The organism is Terrabacter sp. R4-6 (assembly GCF_057529065.1).
On sequence record NZ_CP197224.1, the window covers coordinates 4,518,826 to 4,535,789 of the forward strand.

The following is a 16,964-nucleotide window of genomic DNA, read 5'->3' on the forward strand; positions in this document are numbered from 1 at the left end:
CGCTGCGACACCGTGGCGGTGCTGGAACTGCGCCCGAGCTGCGAGTGCTGCGACCGTGACCTGCCGCCCGAGTCGACGGAGGCGATGATCTGCACCTTCGAGTGCACGTGGTGCGCGCGGTGCGTCGATGCCTGCCTGAGCGGCACGTGCCCGAACTGCGGTGGTGACCTGCAGCCCCGACCCGTTCGACCAGCCGCTCAGCTGGACGCCCATCCGGCCTCGACCCGGCGGGTGCTCCAGACGGGACAGCACCGCGTCTGACCGGGGATCCCGAGACCGTCGTGTTCAGCCGTCGGCGTCGGTGAGTGCCTCGACGGGGACGACCTCGATGAGGAAGCCGCGCAGCGCGACGAAGTCCGCGAGGGACTTCTCGTGGTCGTCGCAGGCCAGCCACACCTTGCGCCGCTCGGGGGTGTGCAGCTTCGGGTTGTTCCAGATGACGGCGTGGACACCCGTGGCGCGGCAGCCCTTGGCGCTGCAGACGTGCTCGATCTCGGCGCCGCCGCCGGGCGACAGGGAGAGTGGGCCGTTCACTGCTCGAGGCGCTGCGTGTCGTCCCGGGGCACGACCGACTGGATGCTGCCCGGCTGGCGCGGGCTCACGGCGTTCGCGAGCACCACGGCGACGTAGGGGATGAAGACCGCGGCGAGGACGGCGGTCCAGCGGAGCCAGCCCGAGGTGACGAAGACCAGACCGAAGCACGCGATGCGGATGCCCATCATCGTGAGGTAGCGGCGGACCCGCTGGTCCTGGTCGTCCGTCGTGGACGTCGACGCCGAGGTGACGGAGTAGACGACCGGCTCGTTCTTGGCTCTTGGCACCCTTCAACCATAAGCCCGTCCCACGCGCGCGGCACCGTGCTGTCTACCCTTCGGTAGTCCGTTAGGTTTCGGGGCAAGGCAGCGACCCGGCAGTGGCCGGACGGACGGAGGAACGCACAGTGTCAACGACCGAGGCGCGCAACGTGCTCGTGACCGGAGGCAACCGCGGCATCGGCCTGGGGATCGCCAGGGCCTTCGCCGACGCGGGCGACAACGTCGTCATCACGCATCGTTCCGGTGAGCCGCCCGAGGGCCTCCGGGGCGTCATCTGCGAGGTCACCGACTCGGCCTCCGTCGACGCGGCCTTCACGGCTGCCGAGGAGATCTTCGGCGGCCCCGTCGAGGTGCTCGTCGCCAACGCCGGCATCACCCGCGACACCCTGCTCATGCGGATGAGCGACGACGAGTTCGACTCGGTCATCGACACCAACCTCGCCGGCGCCTTCCGGTGCGCCCGTCGCGCCGCCACGGGCATGATCCGCAAGCGCCGTGGCCGCATCGTCCTCATCAGCAGCGTCGTCGGCCTCTACGGCTCGCCCGGCCAGACCAACTACGCCGCGTCCAAGGCCGGCCTCGTCGGCCTCGCGCGCTCGATCTCGCGCGAGCTCGGCGGCCGGGGCATCACGGCCAACGTCGTGGCGCCCGGTTTCATCGACACGGAGATGACGGCCGTGCTGCCCGACGAGCAGAAGAAGGACTACCTCGCCAACATCCCTGCGGGCCGCTTCGCCACCCCCGAGGAGGTCGCCTCCGTCGTGCGTTTCGTCGCGAGCGACGACGCCGGCTACATCACCGGTGCGGTGATCCCCGTCGACGGCGGGCTCGGCATGGGGCACTGAGCCCACCCCACGGCATACGGTCGTATGCCGTCAGCCCCCTTGTGCAGCAAGCCTCCCCACCCACACGAGAAAGTCGCAGGCATGGGAATCCTCGAAGGCAAGAAGCTCCTCATCACCGGTGTCCTCATGGACAGCTCGATCGCGTTCCACGTCGCCAAGATCGCCCAGCAGGAGGGTGCGACGGTCATCCTCACCTCGTTCGGCCGGACGATGAAGATCACCCAGACCATCGCCAAGCGGCTGCCCGAGACGCCCGTCGTCATCGAGCTCGACGTCGCCGACCAGGAGCACCTCGACACCCTCGCCGACCGCCTGCGCGAGCACGTGGACAGCCTGGACGGGGTCCTGCACTCGATCGGCTTCGCCCCGCAGGGCGCCTTCAACTTCCTCGAGGGCACGTGGGAGGACGTCTCGACGGCCCTGCAGATCTCGGCGTACAGCCTCAAGTCGCTCGCCGTCGCGACCCTGCCGCTCATGTCCGAGGGCGGCAGCGTCGTCGGCCTGACCTTCGACGCGAAGTTCGCGTGGCCGGTCTACGACTGGATGGGCGTGGCCAAGGCCGCCTTCGAGTCGACGAACCGCTACCTCGCCCGTGACCTCGGCCCCAAGGACGTGCGCTGCAACCTCGTCGCGGCGGGCCCGATCCGCACGACGGCGGCCAAGTCCATCCCGGGCTTCGAGCAGTTCGAGCAGATCTGGGACGACCGCGCGCCGCTCGGCTGGGACGTCAACGACCCGGTACCCGCGGCGAAGGCCTGCGCGGCCCTGCTCTCCGACTGGTTCCCCGCCACGACCGGCGAGATCGTCCACGTCGACGGCGGCGTCCACGCGATGGGGCAGTGACCGCGCACGGCCACGGGTGCTCTCGCTAGAGTCCTGCCCATGCCTCACGCCGGGACCGAGTCCAGCCCCCTGACGACGACCGAGCCCGAGGTGGTGTCGCTGCCCGTCGACCAGGTCCGCGTCGACGAGGTCAGGGTGCTCGACGGGCCCAACCTCTACTTCGCCCGGCCGGCGATCAAGGTCATCCTGCACGTCCCCGGCTTCCTCGACCTCAAGCGCACCGACGCCGAGGCCCTGGCCCGCCGTCTGGGCATGCGCTCGGCCCGTCCCGGCAAGCGGGGCACCGCCCTGCGCCAGCGCTTCGTCATGCGTGTCATCCGCACCGTGACGCGTCGCGTCGGCACCGAGATCGGCGCCGGTCGCCTGGGCGTACGCGTCCGGGCGGGTCAGACCGTCGACGACGTCGTGCTCGCCTTCCCGTGGGTGCACCGCACGCGCGGCCGGGTCGCGGGGGAACAGGTCGGCGCCGTCATGGCCGGGCTGCTCGACCCGTCCCGGCGGGCGGACGAGGTCATCGAGGAGGCCGCCGCGGTCATCCTGGCCGCGCCGGACGGTCCCGGCCCCAGCGTCCTGACCCCGACGGTTCCGGTCGCGTCCGTCACCGGCACCAACGGCAAGACGACGACGACCCGGCTCATGGCGCACATGTGCATGAGCGCCGGCCTCACGACGGCTTGGAGCTCGACCGACGGTGTCGTCGTCATGGGGGAGACGAAGGAGGAGGGGGACTTCTCCGGACCCGCCGGTGCGCGCGGCGTCCTCGAGACGCCCGGCCTCGACATCGGCATCCTCGAGACCGCCCGCGGCGGCATGCTCCTCAAGGGCATGGGCGTCACGGCCAACGACGTCAGCGTCGTCACCAACGTCAGCGCCGACCACCTCGGGCTGCAGGGGATCGACACCCTCGACCAGCTGGCCGAGGTCAAGGCGATCGTCACCACCGTCACGAAGCCGCAGGGCTGGGTCGTCCTCAACGGCGACGACCCCCGCGTGTGGGCCATGCGTTTCGGCATCAAGGCCAAGCCGTGGGCCTTCAGCCTCGACCCCGCGTCTCCGGCGCTCTGGGAGTCGATCAACTCCGGCGGCCGCGGCATCACCGTCCTCGACGGCGAGATCGTCGTCCTGTCGCCCAACGGCGACCCGGACCGCCTGGTCAAGATCGTCGACGTCCCCATGACGCTGAGCGGCCTGTCCCGCAACAACATCGCCAACGCGCTGGCCGGTGCCGCCGCGGCTCTGGGCCTCGGTGTCCCGCGCTCGGCCGTCGTCGAGGGCCTGCGGACCTTCGCGCCCGACCCCGAGCACAACTGGGGCCGGCTCAACACGTACTCGCTACCGCTGCCGAGCGGCGGCAAGGCCACCGTCATCATGGACATGGCCCACAACGAGGCCGGCCTCGAGGCCCTCCTCGACGTCGCCCGGGGGCTCGCCGCGCCCGGTGGGGCCGTGCGCCTCGGTCTCGGCTGCGCGGGTGACCGCGCGGACGAGGCGATCGTCGCGATGGGCGAGATCGCCGGTCGCGGCGCCGAGGAGGTCGTCCTCAAGGTGGCCCGTCACTACCTGCGCGGACGCGAGGCCGAGGACCTGCTCGGACTCTTCCGTGAGGGTCTGGCCAAGGTCGGTGTCCTCGACGTGCCCGGTTACGACACCGAGCTCGAGTCGTTCGAGGCCCTCGTGCCGCACGCCCTCGACGGCGACGTCATCGCCCTCATGTGCCACGCCGAGCGCACCGAGGTCGACGGCTGGATCCGTGCCCACGGCGGCAAGGTCGACGACGCGCGCTCGATCCGCCGCAAGGTCGTCGCCGCGCGTGGCGAGCACGAGCTCGAGGCCGACATCGCGGCCCTGTGGGAGGGCAACGACGAGCAGGCTCGGCTCGCCGCCGCCCAAGAGCTCGTCGACGGCCACCCGGGCGACCCGCGCCTCGTCTTCGAGCTCGCCGGCGTCAAGGACGCGATGGGCGACGAGCAGGGCGCCATCGGTCTCTACGAGGAGGCCCTGGCAGGTGGGCTCCGCGAGCCGCACCGCCACCGCGCGCAGCTCCAGCTCGCCTCGAGCCTGCGCGTCGTGGGTCGGACCGCCGAGGCCCAGCACCTCGTCGCCGACGTGCTCGAGGCACGGCCGCACAACACGGCCGCGCTCATGTTGAGGGCGCTCGTGCAGGCCGACCTTGGCCAGGAGCGGCAGGCCGTCGCCGACCTCATCCGGGCCACGCTCGAGGCGACGACCGACGTCGACACCCAGGCCTACCGCCGGGCCCTGCGGGCCTACGCCGACGAGCTGGCCCCCGTCACGGACTGATCAGTCCATCGCGCTCCCATCGGCGCTGGCGGGCCTCCACAACTCCGCCCGGGCGGAGTTGTGGTGAAGCGGCGGGGTGTTTCGACTGCTCCAACTCCGCCCGGGCGGCTTGGGGATGTTGCGGCGTCGGTCGGCGGGGGTCGACCCCCCGCGTCAGATGGCGGTGTCGTCCGACTGGTCCGGCTGCGAGTCCGACGGCACGGCGCCCAGGGCCTCGCCCTCGGCCTCGTCGCCCTCCGCCTCGGCGGTCTCGGTCAGCGTGCTGGGATCGAGGTCGGGGTCGCTCGTCGCCGCTGCGGCCGTACCGATGCGGGCACCGGCCTGGGCGTGCTTGGTGCGCTCCTCGAGCTCGGCCACCACCAATGCGTGCTGGTCGACGCACATGACGACGAGGTCGCCGGGGTTGGTGCGCGCAAGCACGTGGCGCGTGGCGTCGAGCTCGTCGAGGACGATCTCGACCTGGCGGCAGCGGGCTCCGTCCTTCATGGCGGCGCGCGCGCCCTCGGCCACGAGCTCGGCCGTCTCACCGGGTTTGCGACCGCGCAGGCGCTCGTCCTCGCGGATGACGAGGACGTCGAAGTGCTGGGCGGCCACCGCCCCGAGCTCGCGCATGTCGTCGTCACGTCGGTCGCCGGCGGCACCGATCATCCCGATGCGCGAGGTCTTGCCGAGGTCGGCCTGGCGCTGCTTCTGGTCGGCGTAGCGGTCGACGAAGGCGCCGAGCTCCTTCATGCCGGCCGCGTTGTGGCAGTAGTCGACGAACACGTCCGCGTTGTCGACCTGGACGAGGTTGAGGCGGCCGGGGGAGAGGTAGTACGTCGTCGCGAAGGTGCGCAGGCCCTGGCGGATGTCGTGGAGCGGGGCCCCTGCCGCGAAGGCTGCGCCCGCGGCGGCGAGCGAGTTGGCGACGTTGAAGCGCGCCGCACCGCCGAACGTCGACGGGAGCAGGTGGGTCCAGGCGAGCTGCATGCTGCGTCGGCCGTGCTTGATGACGATCATCTCGCCGCGCTCGCTCGGCTCGAGCACGACGGCACGTCCTCCGCGGCGGCAGTAGTCGTCGACGAACTCCCGGGTCTCGCTGCCGGGCTCGGCCATCGAGAACCAGACGATGCCGCCCGAGCAGCGACGGCGCATGTTGCGCACGTTCGGGTCGTCGGCGTTGAGCACGGCGAAGCCGTCGCGCGGCACCGCCTCGACGATGACGGCCTTGACGTCGGCGAGCTGGCGCAGGGTGTCGATTCCCTTGAGCCCCAGGTGATCCGGAGCGACGTTGGTGACCACGGCGATGTCGTTGCGGTCGTAGCCGAGGCCCTCGCGCAGGATGCCGCCCCGGGCGACCTCCATGACGGCGAAGTCGACGCGGGGGTTCTGCAGCACCATCCGGGCCGAGCGCGGGCCGGAGGCGTCGGCCTTGATGACGAGCCGTTCGTCGATGACGACGCCGTCGGTCGAGGTCATGCCGACCTTGCGGCCGAGGCCCTTGAAGATGTGGGCGATCATGCGGGAGGTCGTCGTCTTGCCGTTGGTGCCGGTGACGGCGACGATCGGCACGCGCGACTGTGCGCCGGGCGGGAAGAGCAGGTCGACGACCGGCTTGGCGATGAACTGTGGCTCGCCGATGGTCGGGTGTGTGTGCATGCGGAAGCCGGGGGCGGCGTTGACCTCGCAGATCGCGCCACCCGTCTCGCGCACCGGGTAGGTGATGTCGGGGCAGATGAAGTCGATGCCCGCGACGTCGAGCCCGACCATGCGGGCGGCCTCCTCGGCGATCTCGACGTTGTCGGGGTGCGCGTCGAAGGTGCGGTCGATCGAGATGCCACCGGTCGACATGTTGCCCGTCAGCGCCAGCTTGACCATCTCGCCCTCGGGCGGCACCGACTCGGTCGTGTGGCCCTGGCCCGCGAGGATCTCGAGGGCGTTGGCGTCGACCTTGATCTTCGTCAGCACCTTCTCGTGCCCCACGCCACGGCGCGGGTCGGCGTTGGTGATCTCGACGAGCTCGGCGACCGTGTGCGTGCCGTCGCCGATGACGTGCGCGGGCACGCGCTCGGCGATGGCCTGCATCCGTCCGCCGACGATGAGGCAGCGGTAGTCGCGACCCGTGACGAAGGACTCGACGATGATCGTGCCGCGACGTGACTCGGCCTTGGCGATGTCGTAGGCCTTCTCCACGTCTGCGTCGCTCATGAGGTTGAGGCAGACCCCGCGGCCGTGGTTGCCGTCGAGCGGCTTGACGACGACGGGGAACCCGATCCGACGCGCGGCCTCGATGGCCCCGCGCAGGGTGCGCACGGCCTCCTGCTTGGGCACGGGCAGCCCGGCCGAGCCGAGGAGCTTGGTCGTGAGGTCCTTGTCGCTGGCGATGTCGACGGCGAGGGCGCCCGTCTTGGACGTCATCGTGGCGCGGATGCGCTGGGCGTGGACGCCCTGGCCGAGCTGGACGAGGGAGGCGGAGTTGAGGCGGATGTACGGGATGTCCCGCGAGGCCGCCTCCTCGAGGATGGCGGCCGTCGACGGTCCGAACGCCACCCGCTCGGCCTGACGGAGGAAGGCGTTGAACTCCGTCTCGAAGTCGAAGCCGTCCTCGGGCTCCACGAGGTGGTTGATGAGGCGCACGGCGAGCTTGCCCGCGGCGACACCCACGGTCTCGTCGGTGTAGCTGTAGACGACGTTGTACTGGCCGGGCTTGCCCTTGACCGCACGCGTCTTGCCACGGCGCGAGTCGTGCCCCGCGAGGGTCTGCAGCTGCAGCGCCACGTGCTCGGCGACGTGGCCGAGCCACGTCCCTTCCCGCAGCCGCTCGATGAACCCACCCCGCCGACCGAGCGAGCACGTGTGGCGCTCGAGGCCGGGGACGAGCTCGACGAGCTGGTCGGTGAAGCCGGGGAGCGAGACCGTGGGGTACTCCTCGAGGCTGCCGAGGTCGACGACGAGGTGGACGGCCTGCTGGTAGGACCAGACGTTGGGTCCGCGGTAGATCCGGGTCTCGAGGATCTTCAGGTCCGGTCGGGCCGGGCCTGTGGGGGTGGGTACCTCGACGGCCATGGATCTCCTCCTACGGGGTCGTGCGGGACGTGCCGTGCGGCATACCCCGGTCGACCGTTGGTGCGGTTCGGTGCGGCTGGACGAACGGGGACTCAGTGAGCGGCGCTGCTCGTCGACGAGCGCGCCGCACGGACCTTGGCCGGGACGACCGCGCCCTCGATGTCCGGGTGGCGCTCGACGAACGCGGTCAGCTCGACGTGGTCCAGGTCGAACGTACTGCCCGTGGGCAGCGAGTGCACGACCGCACCCGAAACGAGCAGGGGCGCACCGCGACGGGCGTCGGGGGCGTCGGTGATGGCGTTGCGGGCGTTGACGACGAAGATCGAGCCGGCGCCGATGACCGACATGACCCTGCCGCCACGGATCTCGGCCGCGGTGTTCTCGTCGATGCCCATGCCGAGCAGGTTCGGTGAGGCGGCGACCATGGACATGAGCCGGCCGTAGCGGCCGCGCTGGTCGAAGTGCTGGTCGATGATGACGTCCTCGACGAGGCCGAGGCCGGCCGAGATCTGGCTGGCGCGCTGCTTGGGCGTCAGACCCTCCTCGCCGAGCGAGATCATGTAGCGGCTCATGATCGAGGCGCCGGCCGACGTGCCGGCGACGACGGCGCCGCGCTCGTAGGCGCGGACCACGGCGTCGCCCACGGGCGTGCCGACGATGTTCTGGGCCAGCTTGACCTGGCTGCCGCCGGTGATGAAGACGCCGGTCGCGGTGTCGAGCGCCTCGACCATGGCCGGGTCGTTCGCGTCCCGACGCGTCTCGGGGTGCACGACGGAGTACTCACCACCGCGCAGCCGGGTGAAGACGTCGCGGTAGGCCTCGGACACCTCGTCGGCGTACGAGGACGCCGTGGGGATGACGACGATGTGCGACCGACGGCCGCCGGCCAGCTTGACGAAGCGCTTGAGCACGACCGACCGCCCGATCCGGTCCTCGGCACCGCCGATGATGAGCAGCGTCCTCCGGACGCCGTTCGGGTTCGGGGCTACGGACGAGGAGGCCACGGACTGCATCGCGCCAGCCTAGTGACCGGCGTGCGGGACCGGCGGAGCCTGGGTCGGCGTGCCGTCGTCGAGATCGGCCTCCTCGATCTCCTCGCGGGAGATGCCGAGCAGGTAGAGCACCGAGTCGAGGTAGGGCACGTTGACCGCCGTCTGGGCCTGCTCCTGCACGATCGGCTTGGCGTTGAAGGCGACCCCGAGGCCGGCGACGTCGAGCATGTCGAGATCGTTGGCGCCGTCGCCGATCGCGACGGTGCGGCTGAGCGGGAGGCCCTCCTGCTCGGCGAACTCGCGCAGCGCGCGCGCCTTGCCGGCCCGGTCGACGACCTCGCCGACGACGCGTCCCGTGAGGTGGCCGTCCTCGATCTCGAGCCGGTTGGCCCGGGCGTGGTCGATGCCGAGGTCGTCCGCGAGCTCGCCGACGATCTCGATGAAGCCTCCGCTGACGAGGCCGACGGTGAAGCCGAGTCGCTTGAGCGTCCGCACGAGCGTCCGCGCCCCGGGCGTCAGCTGCACCGACTCGCGCACCTCGTCGAGGACCGACTCCGGGAGTCCCGCGAGCGTCGCCACGCGGGCGCGCAGCGACTCCTCGAAGTCGAGCTCGCCCGCCATGGCGCGCGCCGTCACCTCGGCCACCTCGGCCTCCCGGCCGCTGTGCGCGGCGAGCAGCTCGATGACCTCCTGCTGGATGAGGGTCGAGTCGACGTCGAGCACGACGAGGCGGCGGCCGCGCCGCGCGAGCCCGCCGGGGGCGACGGCGATGTCGATGCCCTCGGACGTGGCCACGAGGGCGAGCTCGGTGCGCAGGGACGGCACGTCGGCACCGGAGATGTCGAACTCGACCGTCGTCACGGGGTAGCGCGAGAGCCGGCGGATGCGGTCGATGTTGGCGCCGTGGTCTGCGATGCGGGTCGTGACGAGCGAGACGGCGTCGGCGCTGAGCGGGGCGCCGAGGACGACGACGGCCGCACGTCCCTGGCGCGAGCGGGCGTTGACGCCGGTGCCCTCGACGACCGTCAGGGCGAGGCCGAGCCGGTGGGCGGCCACCGCTGCGGCGTCGCGCAGCTGGTCGACGTGCGCGCCCGGGCGCAGCAGCACCGTCAGGGTGAGGTGGCCGTGCACGGCGACCTGCTGGATGTCGAGGACCTCCGCGTCGACCCCCGACAGCGCTCCGAGGAGCGTGCCGGTGACGCCCGGACGGTCGGCGCCCGTCACGGTGACGCTCAGGGTCTGGATGTCCGTTCCGTCCGTGCTGTTCACTTCGGTCACCCGGGTCAGGGTAGTGAGCACGCGGGCGCGCCCGCGCCACCTTCCGGCATACGGCCGGTGACGTCCGTCATGGCGGAGGGCGTATGCCGTCCGGCGGCGTCCCGCGCGCCTCAGCCCAGGGCGCTGAGCAGGAAGGCGAGGGCGAAGCCGAGCATCGTCACGAGCCCGACGAGGCGCCCGGCGTGCTCGGTCGCCTCGGGCATCATCGTGTCGGCGAGCATCGTGATGATGGCACCGGCCGCGAATGTCTGGATCCCCGCCACGACGGCCGGTGAGGCACCCTCGAGCAGGACGTAGCCGAGGCCTGCGGCGAGGCCCGACGCCAGCATGACGACGAACCACAAGAGCAGGATCTGGCGCGTCGACCGTCCCGCTCGCTTGAGGCCGGCACTCGCCGACATCGACTCGGGCACGTTGGAGAGGAAGACCGCGGCCACCATCGCGATCCCGACCTCACCGCCGCCGATGACGCTGACACCGATCGCCGCCGACTCGGGTATGCCGTCCAGCAGGGCCCCGAGGACCAGCGCCATCGCGCCCGCCCCCTGTTGGGGCTCACCCGTCGGGCTCTTGCGCCGGTGGCCGCCCCGACGGTCGATGAGCCAGTCGCCGGCGAAGAAGACGAGCGAGCCGCTGACGAGGCCGACGACGACGGGCGCGGCCCCGGCGGAGCGGAACGCCTCCTCGGTGAGCTCGAAGGCGACCGCGCTGATGAGCACACCGGCGCCGAAGGCCATGACGAGGCCGATGACGCGGTACGAGGCGCGGGCGTAGAGCCCGAGGAGCGCGCCGACGAGCAGGGCGGCGCCCCCGACGAGTCCCCAGAAGGTCGCGGTCAGCACGTCACGACGAGCTGACCGCGTTGACCTCGTCGCGCCACTGGAGCAGGTCCCGCACCCGCGCGAGGTCGGGGTCCGCCGCGGCGACGCTCGCCGTGAACAGGCGCGTCCCGATGTCGTGGAGCTGCTGGGCGTTGCTCGCGTAGTCGCCCGACTGGTCGGGGTTGCGGCCGGGCACGAAGGCGACGCCGGCCGACCGCTCGATCTCGAGGGGGTCCCGGTCGCGGCGCGCGCACCACTCGTCGAGGACCCGGTGCTTGTGCGCGATCTCCTCGGGACCGCCGAAGCCGTGCCAGATGTCCGCGTGCTCGGCGACGATCCGCAGCGTCTTCTTCTCGCCACCGCCACCGATGAGGATGGGGATGTCGCGGGTCGGGGCGGGGTTGAGCCGCGTCCACCGGTCCCGGATGATCGGCAGGTCGCGCGCCAGGTCGTCGAGGCGGCCGCCGGCCGTCCCGAAGTCGTAGCCGTACTCGTCGTAGTCGAGCTGCTTCCAGCCCGAGCCGATCCCGAGGATCAGGCGTCCCTCGCTCATGTGGTCGACCGTGCGCGCCATGTCGGCCAGCAGGCTCGGGTTGCGGTAGCTGTTGCACGTGACGAGCGCGCCGATCTCGACGGTCTCGGTCGACTCGGCCCACGCGCCGAGCATCGTCCAGCACTCGAAGTGCTGGCCGCCGCTGTCGCCGCTGAGCGGGAAGAAGTGGTCCCAGTTGAGCAGGACGTCGACGCCCATCTCCTCGAGCGTCGCCGCGGTCCGGCGGATCTGGGCCCACGAGGCGTGCTGCGGCGGGATCTGGATCCCGACGCGGGCCGGACGGGAGTCCGTTGCGCTGGCAGGGGGATTCGTGGCAGTGGACGTCATGGTCAGACCTTTGCAGATGTCATCGCGCGATGCTCACCGGGTGACGAGCTGGCCCTTGCCCACGACGACGATGCCGGTCTCGGTGACGTGGAGGCCACGGGCCCGGTCGTGCTCGTGGTCGATGCCGATCTGGCAGCCCTCCGGGATCACGACGTTCTTGTCGATGATCGCCCGGCGGATCTGGGCGTGCCGGTGCACCTCGACGCCGTCGAGCAGGACCGACCCCTGGATGCTCGCGTAGGAGTGCACCTTGACGAGGGGCGAGAGCACCGAGGCGTAGATGTGCGCTCCGGACACGACGACGCCGGGGGAGACCGCGGAGTTGAGGGCCTCGCCGATGCGGTCGCCGCTGCCGTGGACGAACTTCGCCGGCGGGTAGGGGCTGTGGCTCGTGTAGATCGGCCAGTCGTAGTTGTAGAGGTTGAAGACGGGGTGGATCGAGATGAGGTCCATGTGGGCGTCGTAGTACGACTCGATGGTCCCGACGTCGCGCCAATAGCCGCGGTCGCGGTCGGTGGCGCCCGGCACCTCGTTGTCCTTGAAGTCGTAGACGCCTGCCTCTCCGCGGCTGACGAAGTAGGGCACGATGTCGCCGCCCATGTCGTTGCTGCTCGCCTCGTTGTCGTGGTCGGCGATGACGGCCGCCTCGAGCGCTGCGGCGGTGAAGACGTAGTTGCCCATCGACGCGAGGACCTCGTTGGGGTTGTCGGGCAGGCCCTTGGGGTCCTTCGGCTTCTCGAGGAAGGCCGCGATCTTGGACGGGTCTGCGTCGTCGACCTCGATGACGCCGAACTGGTCGGCAAGGGTGATGGGCTGGCGGATGGCCGCGACGGTGCAGGCTGCCCCCGACTCGATGTGCTGCTCGACCATCGCGCTGAAGTCCATGCGGTAGACGTGGTCGGCACCCACGACGACGACGATGTCGGGCCGCTCGTCGTGCATGAGGTTGAGGCTCTGGTAGATCGCGTCGGCGCTGCCGAGGTACCAGTTCTTGTCGACGCGCTGCTGCGCCGGGACCGTCGTGACGTAGTTGCCGAGGAGCGTCGACATGCGCCACGTCTTCGTCACGTGCGCGTCGAGGCTGTGGGACTTGTACTGCGTCAGGACGACGACCTGGAGGTAGCCGGAGTTGACGACGTTGGACAGGGCCAGGTCGATGAGGCGGTAGATGCCGGCGAACGGCACGGCAGGTTTGGCCCGGTCGGCGGTCAGAGGCATCAATCGCTTGCCCTCACCGCCAGCGAGCACGATCGCGAGGACTTTCGGACCAGCAGCTGGGCTTCGTCGGGCCATGAGCGCCACCCTAGGGCAGGCGTCCGTCGGCTGACAGGTTCAGCACGCAAGATCGGCCGAGCTTTCCGCTCCGCGGGACGGACGCGGCACTAGGGTCGGAACGTGCGCGTCGACATCCTCAGCAAGGAGTACCCGCCGGCCATCTACGGAGGCGCGGGTGTTCACGTGGCAGAGCTCGTCCGGGCCCTGCGAGAGCGCGGTGACATCGACGTGCAGGTGCGCTGCTTCGGCGCAGCGCGCGACGAGCCCGGGACGACGGCCTACGCCGATCTCCCCGAGCTCGCCGCCGGCAACGCGGCGATGCAGACCCTCGGCGTCGACGTCAGCATGGCCGGTGACTGCGTCGGGGCCGACCTCGTCCACTCGCACACGTGGTACGCCAACATGGCCGGACACCTGGCGTCGCTCCTCGGCGGCATGCCGCACGTCGTGACGGCGCACTCGCTCGAGCCGATGCGTCCCTGGAAGGCCGAGCAGCTCGGTGGCGGCTACCGCGTGTCGTCGTGGGCCGAGCGCACCGCGTACGAGTCGGCCGCTGCAGTCGTCGCCGTCAGCGCGGGCATGCGCGAGGACATCCTCAAGAGCTACCCGTCGCTCGACCCGGCGCGGGTCCACGTGGTGCACAACGGGATCGACTCGCAGCTATGGTCCGCCGACCGGTCGCCCGAGGCCACCGAGATCGTCCGTCGCCACGGCGTCGACCCCGACAAGCGCTCCGTCGTCTTCGTCGGTCGGATCACGCGCCAGAAGGGCCTGCCCTACCTGCTGCGCGCCTGCGCGCAGCTGCCTCCGGACGTCCAGCTCGTGCTCTGCGCCGGCGCCCCCGACACCCCGGAGATCCTCGCCGAGGTCGAGGGACTCATGAACGAGCTGCGGGCCCAGCGCGAGGGCGTCGTCTGGATCCCCGACATGCTGCCCCGCAACGAGGTCGTCGCCCTGCTGAGCCACGGCACCGTGTTCGCGTGCCCGTCCGTCTACGAGCCGCTCGGCATCGTCAACCTCGAGGCGATGGCGTGCGAGCTCGCCGTCGTCGCCACGGCCACCGGCGGCATCCCCGAGGTCGTCGTCGACGGCGAGACGGGGTGGCTCGTGCCGATCGAGCAGGTCCAGGACGGCACCGGCACGCCGGTCGACCCCGACCGCTTCGTCGCCGACCTCGCCGCCGCACTCACCGACGCCGTCTCCGACGTCGAGCGGGCCCGCGCCTTCGGCCGCGCCGGCCGACAGCGGGCGGTCGACTCGTTCTCGTGGGCCTCCATCGGCGACCGCACGCTCGAGGTCTACCGCTCGGTTCTCGGCCCCTGACGGGTGTCGGCCCGGGCCTGCGCCGCAGCCAAGGGCCCACCACACCCCCTCGGCTCCGGCGTGCACCTCGCGTAGGTTGGGGGAGGCGGACGACCGCCGCAGGTCGAGAGGACATGTCATGAGGAGTCGCCTGGCCCGCCTCGTCCTGCGCCTCAGCGGGTGGACCGCGGTGGGTGACGTACCCCGCACCGGCATCCTCGTCGGCGCCCCACACACGTCCAACTGGGACTTCGTCATGATGCTCCTCGTCATGTGGCGGGGCGGGGTCACACCCCGGGTCCTCATCAAGAAGGAACTCTTCCGTGGACCGCTCGGGTGGCTCCTGCCGCGGCTCGGTGGCATCCCGATCGACCGTGACAACCCCGGCGACGTCGTGCGGGGACTCGTGCGCGAGGCCCGGAGCGGGGAGCCGTTCCTGCTGATCCTGGCTGCCGAGGGCACCCGCACGAAGGGCGGCTACTGGAAGTCCGGCTTCTGGCGCATCGCGCGGTCAGCCGGCCTGCCCATCGCCCTGGCGTTCATCGACGGGCCCTCTCGCACAGCCGGATTCGGGCCCACCATGACAGCCACGGCAGACGTGGTCGCGGACATGGACAAGGTTCGGGCGTTCTACCGCGACAAGCGCGGCATCCACCCCGAACGGCGCACGGAGCCCCGGCTCCGCGAGGAGGCGCAGGCCCGGGCCAAGGGCTGACGCGGTGGGTCTCGGACGGGACGCGAAGCGGTCGCGAATCCGGCGTTCCGGTGGTTGCGGGCCGGGAGGCGTGGGACCGTTCGGATGACACGTCCCGACCCCGCTGACCGGATCGAGCTCGAGATGGCGACTGATGTGGCTGGCCACGAAGCACTGCCCGGCACCGACCCCGGGTCGGTCGAAGGGGCGGACGGGCCGGAGCCCCGCCCCGGGCGGCTCCGGGGGCTGCTCCACTTCACGATCCCCGGGTGCTGGGGCGCGGTCCTCTTCGCGGCCCTGTCGTTCACCCCGTCGCTGCTCCCGCGCGGCGGTTTCATCCAGGGACTGGTCTGTGGGATCACCGCATCCATCGGCTACGGCCTCGGGGTCCTCGGCGCATGGCTGTGGCGCGCCTTCGCGGATCGCGAGCCACGACCGCCCAAGGCGTCGTCCTGGCGCGCCCTGGTCGTCGGCGGAGGCGTGCTCCTGCTCGTCTTCTTCGGCCTCGGGCAGTACTGGCAGCACGAGATCCGCAGCCTGATGGGGGTGACGGAGTACAACATCGCACTCGTGATCGTCTCGCCGCTCGTCGCGGTGTTCTTCTTCGCGGTGTTCCTGCTCATCGGCCGGGGCATCCGACGCGTCTACCACTGGGTCGCGGACCGGCTGAGCCGCAGGTTCGGGCGGCGGGCGGCCGGCGCGACGGGCTGGGTCCTCGTCACGACGATGACCTACCTCGTCATCAGCGGCATCCTGCTCGACGGCCTCGTCAGTGCCATGGACGAGGCCTTCTCGGTCGGCAACACGGTGACGCAGGAGGGAGTGGTCCAGCCCACGAGCGGCCTTCGCTCGGGCGGGCCGGGCTCGATGGTGTCGTGGGACTCCCTCGGTCGGGAGGGACGCACGTTCACGGCGTCGGGGCCCACTGCGAGCGACATCGAGGCGGTCGTCCACCACGCGGCCGAGGAGCCCATCCGCACCTACGCCGGTCTCGACTCGGCCGAGGACGCCGAGCAGCGGGCCGCCCTGGCGGTCGACGACCTCGAGCGGGCGGGCGGCTTCGAGCGGACGAACCTGCTCGTCGTGACGACGACGGGCAGCGGGTGGGTCGACCCTGCGCTGGTCGCCCCCTTCGAGTACCTGACCGGCGGCGACGCGGCCACGGTCGGGATGCAGTACTCGTACCTGCCGTCGTGGCTCTCGTTCCTCGTCGACCAGTCGAAGGCCCGCGAGGCGGGCCGGGCGCTCTTCGACGCGGTCTACGACCGTTGGTCCCGGCTACCCCAGGACTCCCGTCCGAAGCTGTTCGTGTCGGGCGAGAGCCTCGGGACGTTCGGGGGCGAGACGGCCTTCAGCGGGGAGTACGACCTGCGCAACCGGACGGCCGGCACGGTCTTCGCCGGGCCGCCGAACTTCAACACGCTGTTCCGTGAGTTCAGCGACCAGCGTGACCCGGGCAGCCCCGAGATCCAGCCGGTCTACAAGAACGGGCGGACGGTGCGTTTCGCGACCGACCCTGCCGCCTCGATGCCGCCCGAGGGCCAGCCGTGGGACGGCACCCGCGTCCTCTACCTCATGCACCCCTCCGACCCGATCGTGTGGTGGAGCCCCAACCTCGTGTTCAGCGAGCCCGACTGGATCGGTGAGGCAGCCGGCGAGGACGTGCTCCAGGGGATGTTCTGGATGCCGTTCGTGACCTTCTGGCAGGTCACCGCCGACCTCCCGTTCTCCACGGGGGTCCCCGCCGGCCACGGCCACAAGTACACGACCGAGTACGTCGACGCCTGGAATGCCGTGATGCGCCCCGAAGGCGTCACTGCCGACGACCTCGCGGCCGTCCGGACGGCGATCGCGGCGCTGGGCTAGGCCCTCG

At 71.2% G+C, this 16,964-nt stretch carries 15 protein-coding genes; 7 read left to right on the top strand and 8 right to left on the bottom strand.

The annotated features are described in order from the left end of the window. The first annotated feature begins 18 nt into the window (after window positions 1–18). Entirely contained in the window at window positions 19–261 is a 243-nt protein-coding gene (locus ACSSS0_RS20855) for a DUF1272 domain-containing protein (protein ID WP_487229487.1), read from the top strand. Window positions 262–285: 24 nt separating this feature from the next. Here the strand turns inward: ACSSS0_RS20855 and ACSSS0_RS20860 are convergent, their stop codons facing one another. Continuing rightward, window positions 286–534, bottom strand: a complete 249-nt coding sequence (locus ACSSS0_RS20860) for a hypothetical protein (protein ID WP_487229488.1) — start codon at window positions 532–534, stop codon at window positions 286–288. Beyond that, on the bottom strand, window positions 531–821 hold the full coding sequence (locus tag ACSSS0_RS20865; RefSeq protein ID WP_435986098.1) for a DUF3099 domain-containing protein: 291 nt from the start codon (window positions 819–821) through the stop codon (window positions 531–533). Before ACSSS0_RS20865 ends, ACSSS0_RS20860 begins: the two co-directional genes overlap by 4 nt. Window positions 822–940: 119 nt before the next feature. Between ACSSS0_RS20865 and fabG the strand changes: the two genes are divergently transcribed. The 3 genes from fabG to ACSSS0_RS20880 all read left to right on the top strand — a co-directional run bounded on the left by fabG (window position 941) and on the right by ACSSS0_RS20880 (window position 4,804). Next, window positions 941–1,660, top strand: coding sequence for a 3-oxoacyl-ACP reductase FabG (gene fabG, locus ACSSS0_RS20870; RefSeq protein ID WP_487229489.1), 720 nt, complete (start codon window positions 941–943; stop codon window positions 1,658–1,660). An 81-nt stretch (window positions 1,661–1,741) separates the two neighbouring features. Further along, window positions 1,742–2,503: an enoyl-ACP reductase FabI gene (gene fabI, locus ACSSS0_RS20875; RefSeq protein ID WP_435986096.1), complete on the top strand. Its 762-nt coding sequence runs from the start codon at window positions 1,742–1,744 to the stop codon at window positions 2,501–2,503. Window positions 2,504–2,542: 39 nt separating this feature from the next. Beyond that, window positions 2,543–4,804: a tetratricopeptide repeat protein gene (locus ACSSS0_RS20880; RefSeq protein WP_487229490.1), complete on the top strand. Its 2,262-nt coding sequence runs from the start codon at window positions 2,543–2,545 to the stop codon at window positions 4,802–4,804. A gap of 153 nt (window positions 4,805–4,957) precedes the next feature. Here the strand turns inward: ACSSS0_RS20880 and cphA are convergent, their stop codons facing one another. The 6 genes from cphA to glgC form a co-directional block, all read right to left on the bottom strand. After that, window positions 4,958–7,849 carry a cyanophycin synthetase gene (cphA, locus tag ACSSS0_RS20885; RefSeq protein ID WP_487229491.1) on the bottom strand — a complete coding sequence of 964 codons (2,892 nt, stop codon included), beginning with the start codon at window positions 7,847–7,849 and terminating at the stop codon, window positions 4,958–4,960. 92 nt (window positions 7,850–7,941) lie between these two features. Beyond that, window positions 7,942–8,862: a cyanophycinase gene (locus ACSSS0_RS20890; protein WP_435986093.1), complete on the bottom strand. Its 921-nt coding sequence runs from the start codon at window positions 8,860–8,862 to the stop codon at window positions 7,942–7,944. 9 nt (window positions 8,863–8,871) lie between these two features. Beyond that, window positions 8,872–10,119 (bottom strand): phosphoserine phosphatase SerB, encoded by a 1,248-nt coding sequence (gene serB / locus ACSSS0_RS20895; protein WP_487229492.1) that lies wholly within the window; start codon window positions 10,117–10,119, stop codon window positions 8,872–8,874. 110 nt (window positions 10,120–10,229) lie between these two features. After that, window positions 10,230–10,961, bottom strand: coding sequence for a ZIP family metal transporter (locus ACSSS0_RS20900; protein ID WP_487229493.1), 732 nt, complete (start codon window positions 10,959–10,961; stop codon window positions 10,230–10,232). Window position 10,962: 1 nt separating this feature from the next. Next, complete coding sequence (locus tag ACSSS0_RS20905; RefSeq protein WP_487229494.1) at window positions 10,963–11,820, bottom strand: LLM class F420-dependent oxidoreductase; 858 nt, start codon at window positions 11,818–11,820, stop codon at window positions 10,963–10,965. A 33-nt stretch (window positions 11,821–11,853) separates the two neighbouring features. Continuing rightward, window positions 11,854–13,113, bottom strand: a complete 1,260-nt coding sequence (gene glgC / locus ACSSS0_RS20910; protein WP_487229495.1) for a glucose-1-phosphate adenylyltransferase — start codon at window positions 13,111–13,113, stop codon at window positions 11,854–11,856. A gap of 102 nt (window positions 13,114–13,215) precedes the next feature. Between glgC and glgA the strand changes: the two genes are divergently transcribed. The 3 genes from glgA to ACSSS0_RS20925 all read left to right on the top strand — a co-directional run bounded on the left by glgA (window position 13,216) and on the right by ACSSS0_RS20925 (window position 16,957). Next, window positions 13,216–14,418 (top strand): glycogen synthase, encoded by a 1,203-nt coding sequence (glgA, locus tag ACSSS0_RS20915; RefSeq protein WP_435986088.1) that lies wholly within the window; start codon window positions 13,216–13,218, stop codon window positions 14,416–14,418. A 118-nt stretch (window positions 14,419–14,536) separates the two neighbouring features. Further along, window positions 14,537–15,112 (top strand): 1-acyl-sn-glycerol-3-phosphate acyltransferase, encoded by a 576-nt coding sequence (locus ACSSS0_RS20920; protein WP_435986087.1) that lies wholly within the window; start codon window positions 14,537–14,539, stop codon window positions 15,110–15,112. 84 nt (window positions 15,113–15,196) lie between these two features. Beyond that, complete coding sequence (locus tag ACSSS0_RS20925) at window positions 15,197–16,957, top strand: alpha/beta hydrolase (RefSeq protein WP_487229496.1); 1,761 nt, start codon at window positions 15,197–15,199, stop codon at window positions 16,955–16,957. The last annotated feature ends 7 nt before the right edge of the window (window positions 16,958–16,964 follow it).

What these genes read in the sequence shown, in the direction of transcription:
- ACSSS0_RS20925 (WP_487229496.1), top strand. Translation starts at nt 15,197, where the DNA reads ATGACACGTCCCGACCCCGCTGACCGGATCGAGCTCGAGATGGCGACT.
- ACSSS0_RS20920 (WP_435986087.1), top strand. Translation starts at nt 14,537, where the DNA reads ATGAGGAGTCGCCTGGCCCGCCTCGTCCTGCGCCTCAGCGGGTGGACC.
- cphA (WP_487229491.1), bottom strand. Translation starts at nt 7,849, where the DNA reads ATGGCCGTCGAGGTACCCACCCCCACAGGCCCGGCCCGACCGGACCTG.
- ACSSS0_RS20905 (WP_487229494.1), bottom strand. Translation starts at nt 11,820, where the DNA reads ATGACGTCCACTGCCACGAATCCCCCTGCCAGCGCAACGGACTCCCGT.
- glgC (WP_487229495.1), bottom strand. Translation starts at nt 13,113, where the DNA reads ATGGCCCGACGAAGCCCAGCTGCTGGTCCGAAAGTCCTCGCGATCGTG.
- fabI (WP_435986096.1), top strand. Translation starts at nt 1,742, where the DNA reads ATGGGAATCCTCGAAGGCAAGAAGCTCCTCATCACCGGTGTCCTCATG.
- ACSSS0_RS20880 (WP_487229490.1), top strand. Translation starts at nt 2,543, where the DNA reads ATGCCTCACGCCGGGACCGAGTCCAGCCCCCTGACGACGACCGAGCCC.
- ACSSS0_RS20890 (WP_435986093.1), bottom strand. Translation starts at nt 8,862, where the DNA reads ATGCAGTCCGTGGCCTCCTCGTCCGTAGCCCCGAACCCGAACGGCGTC.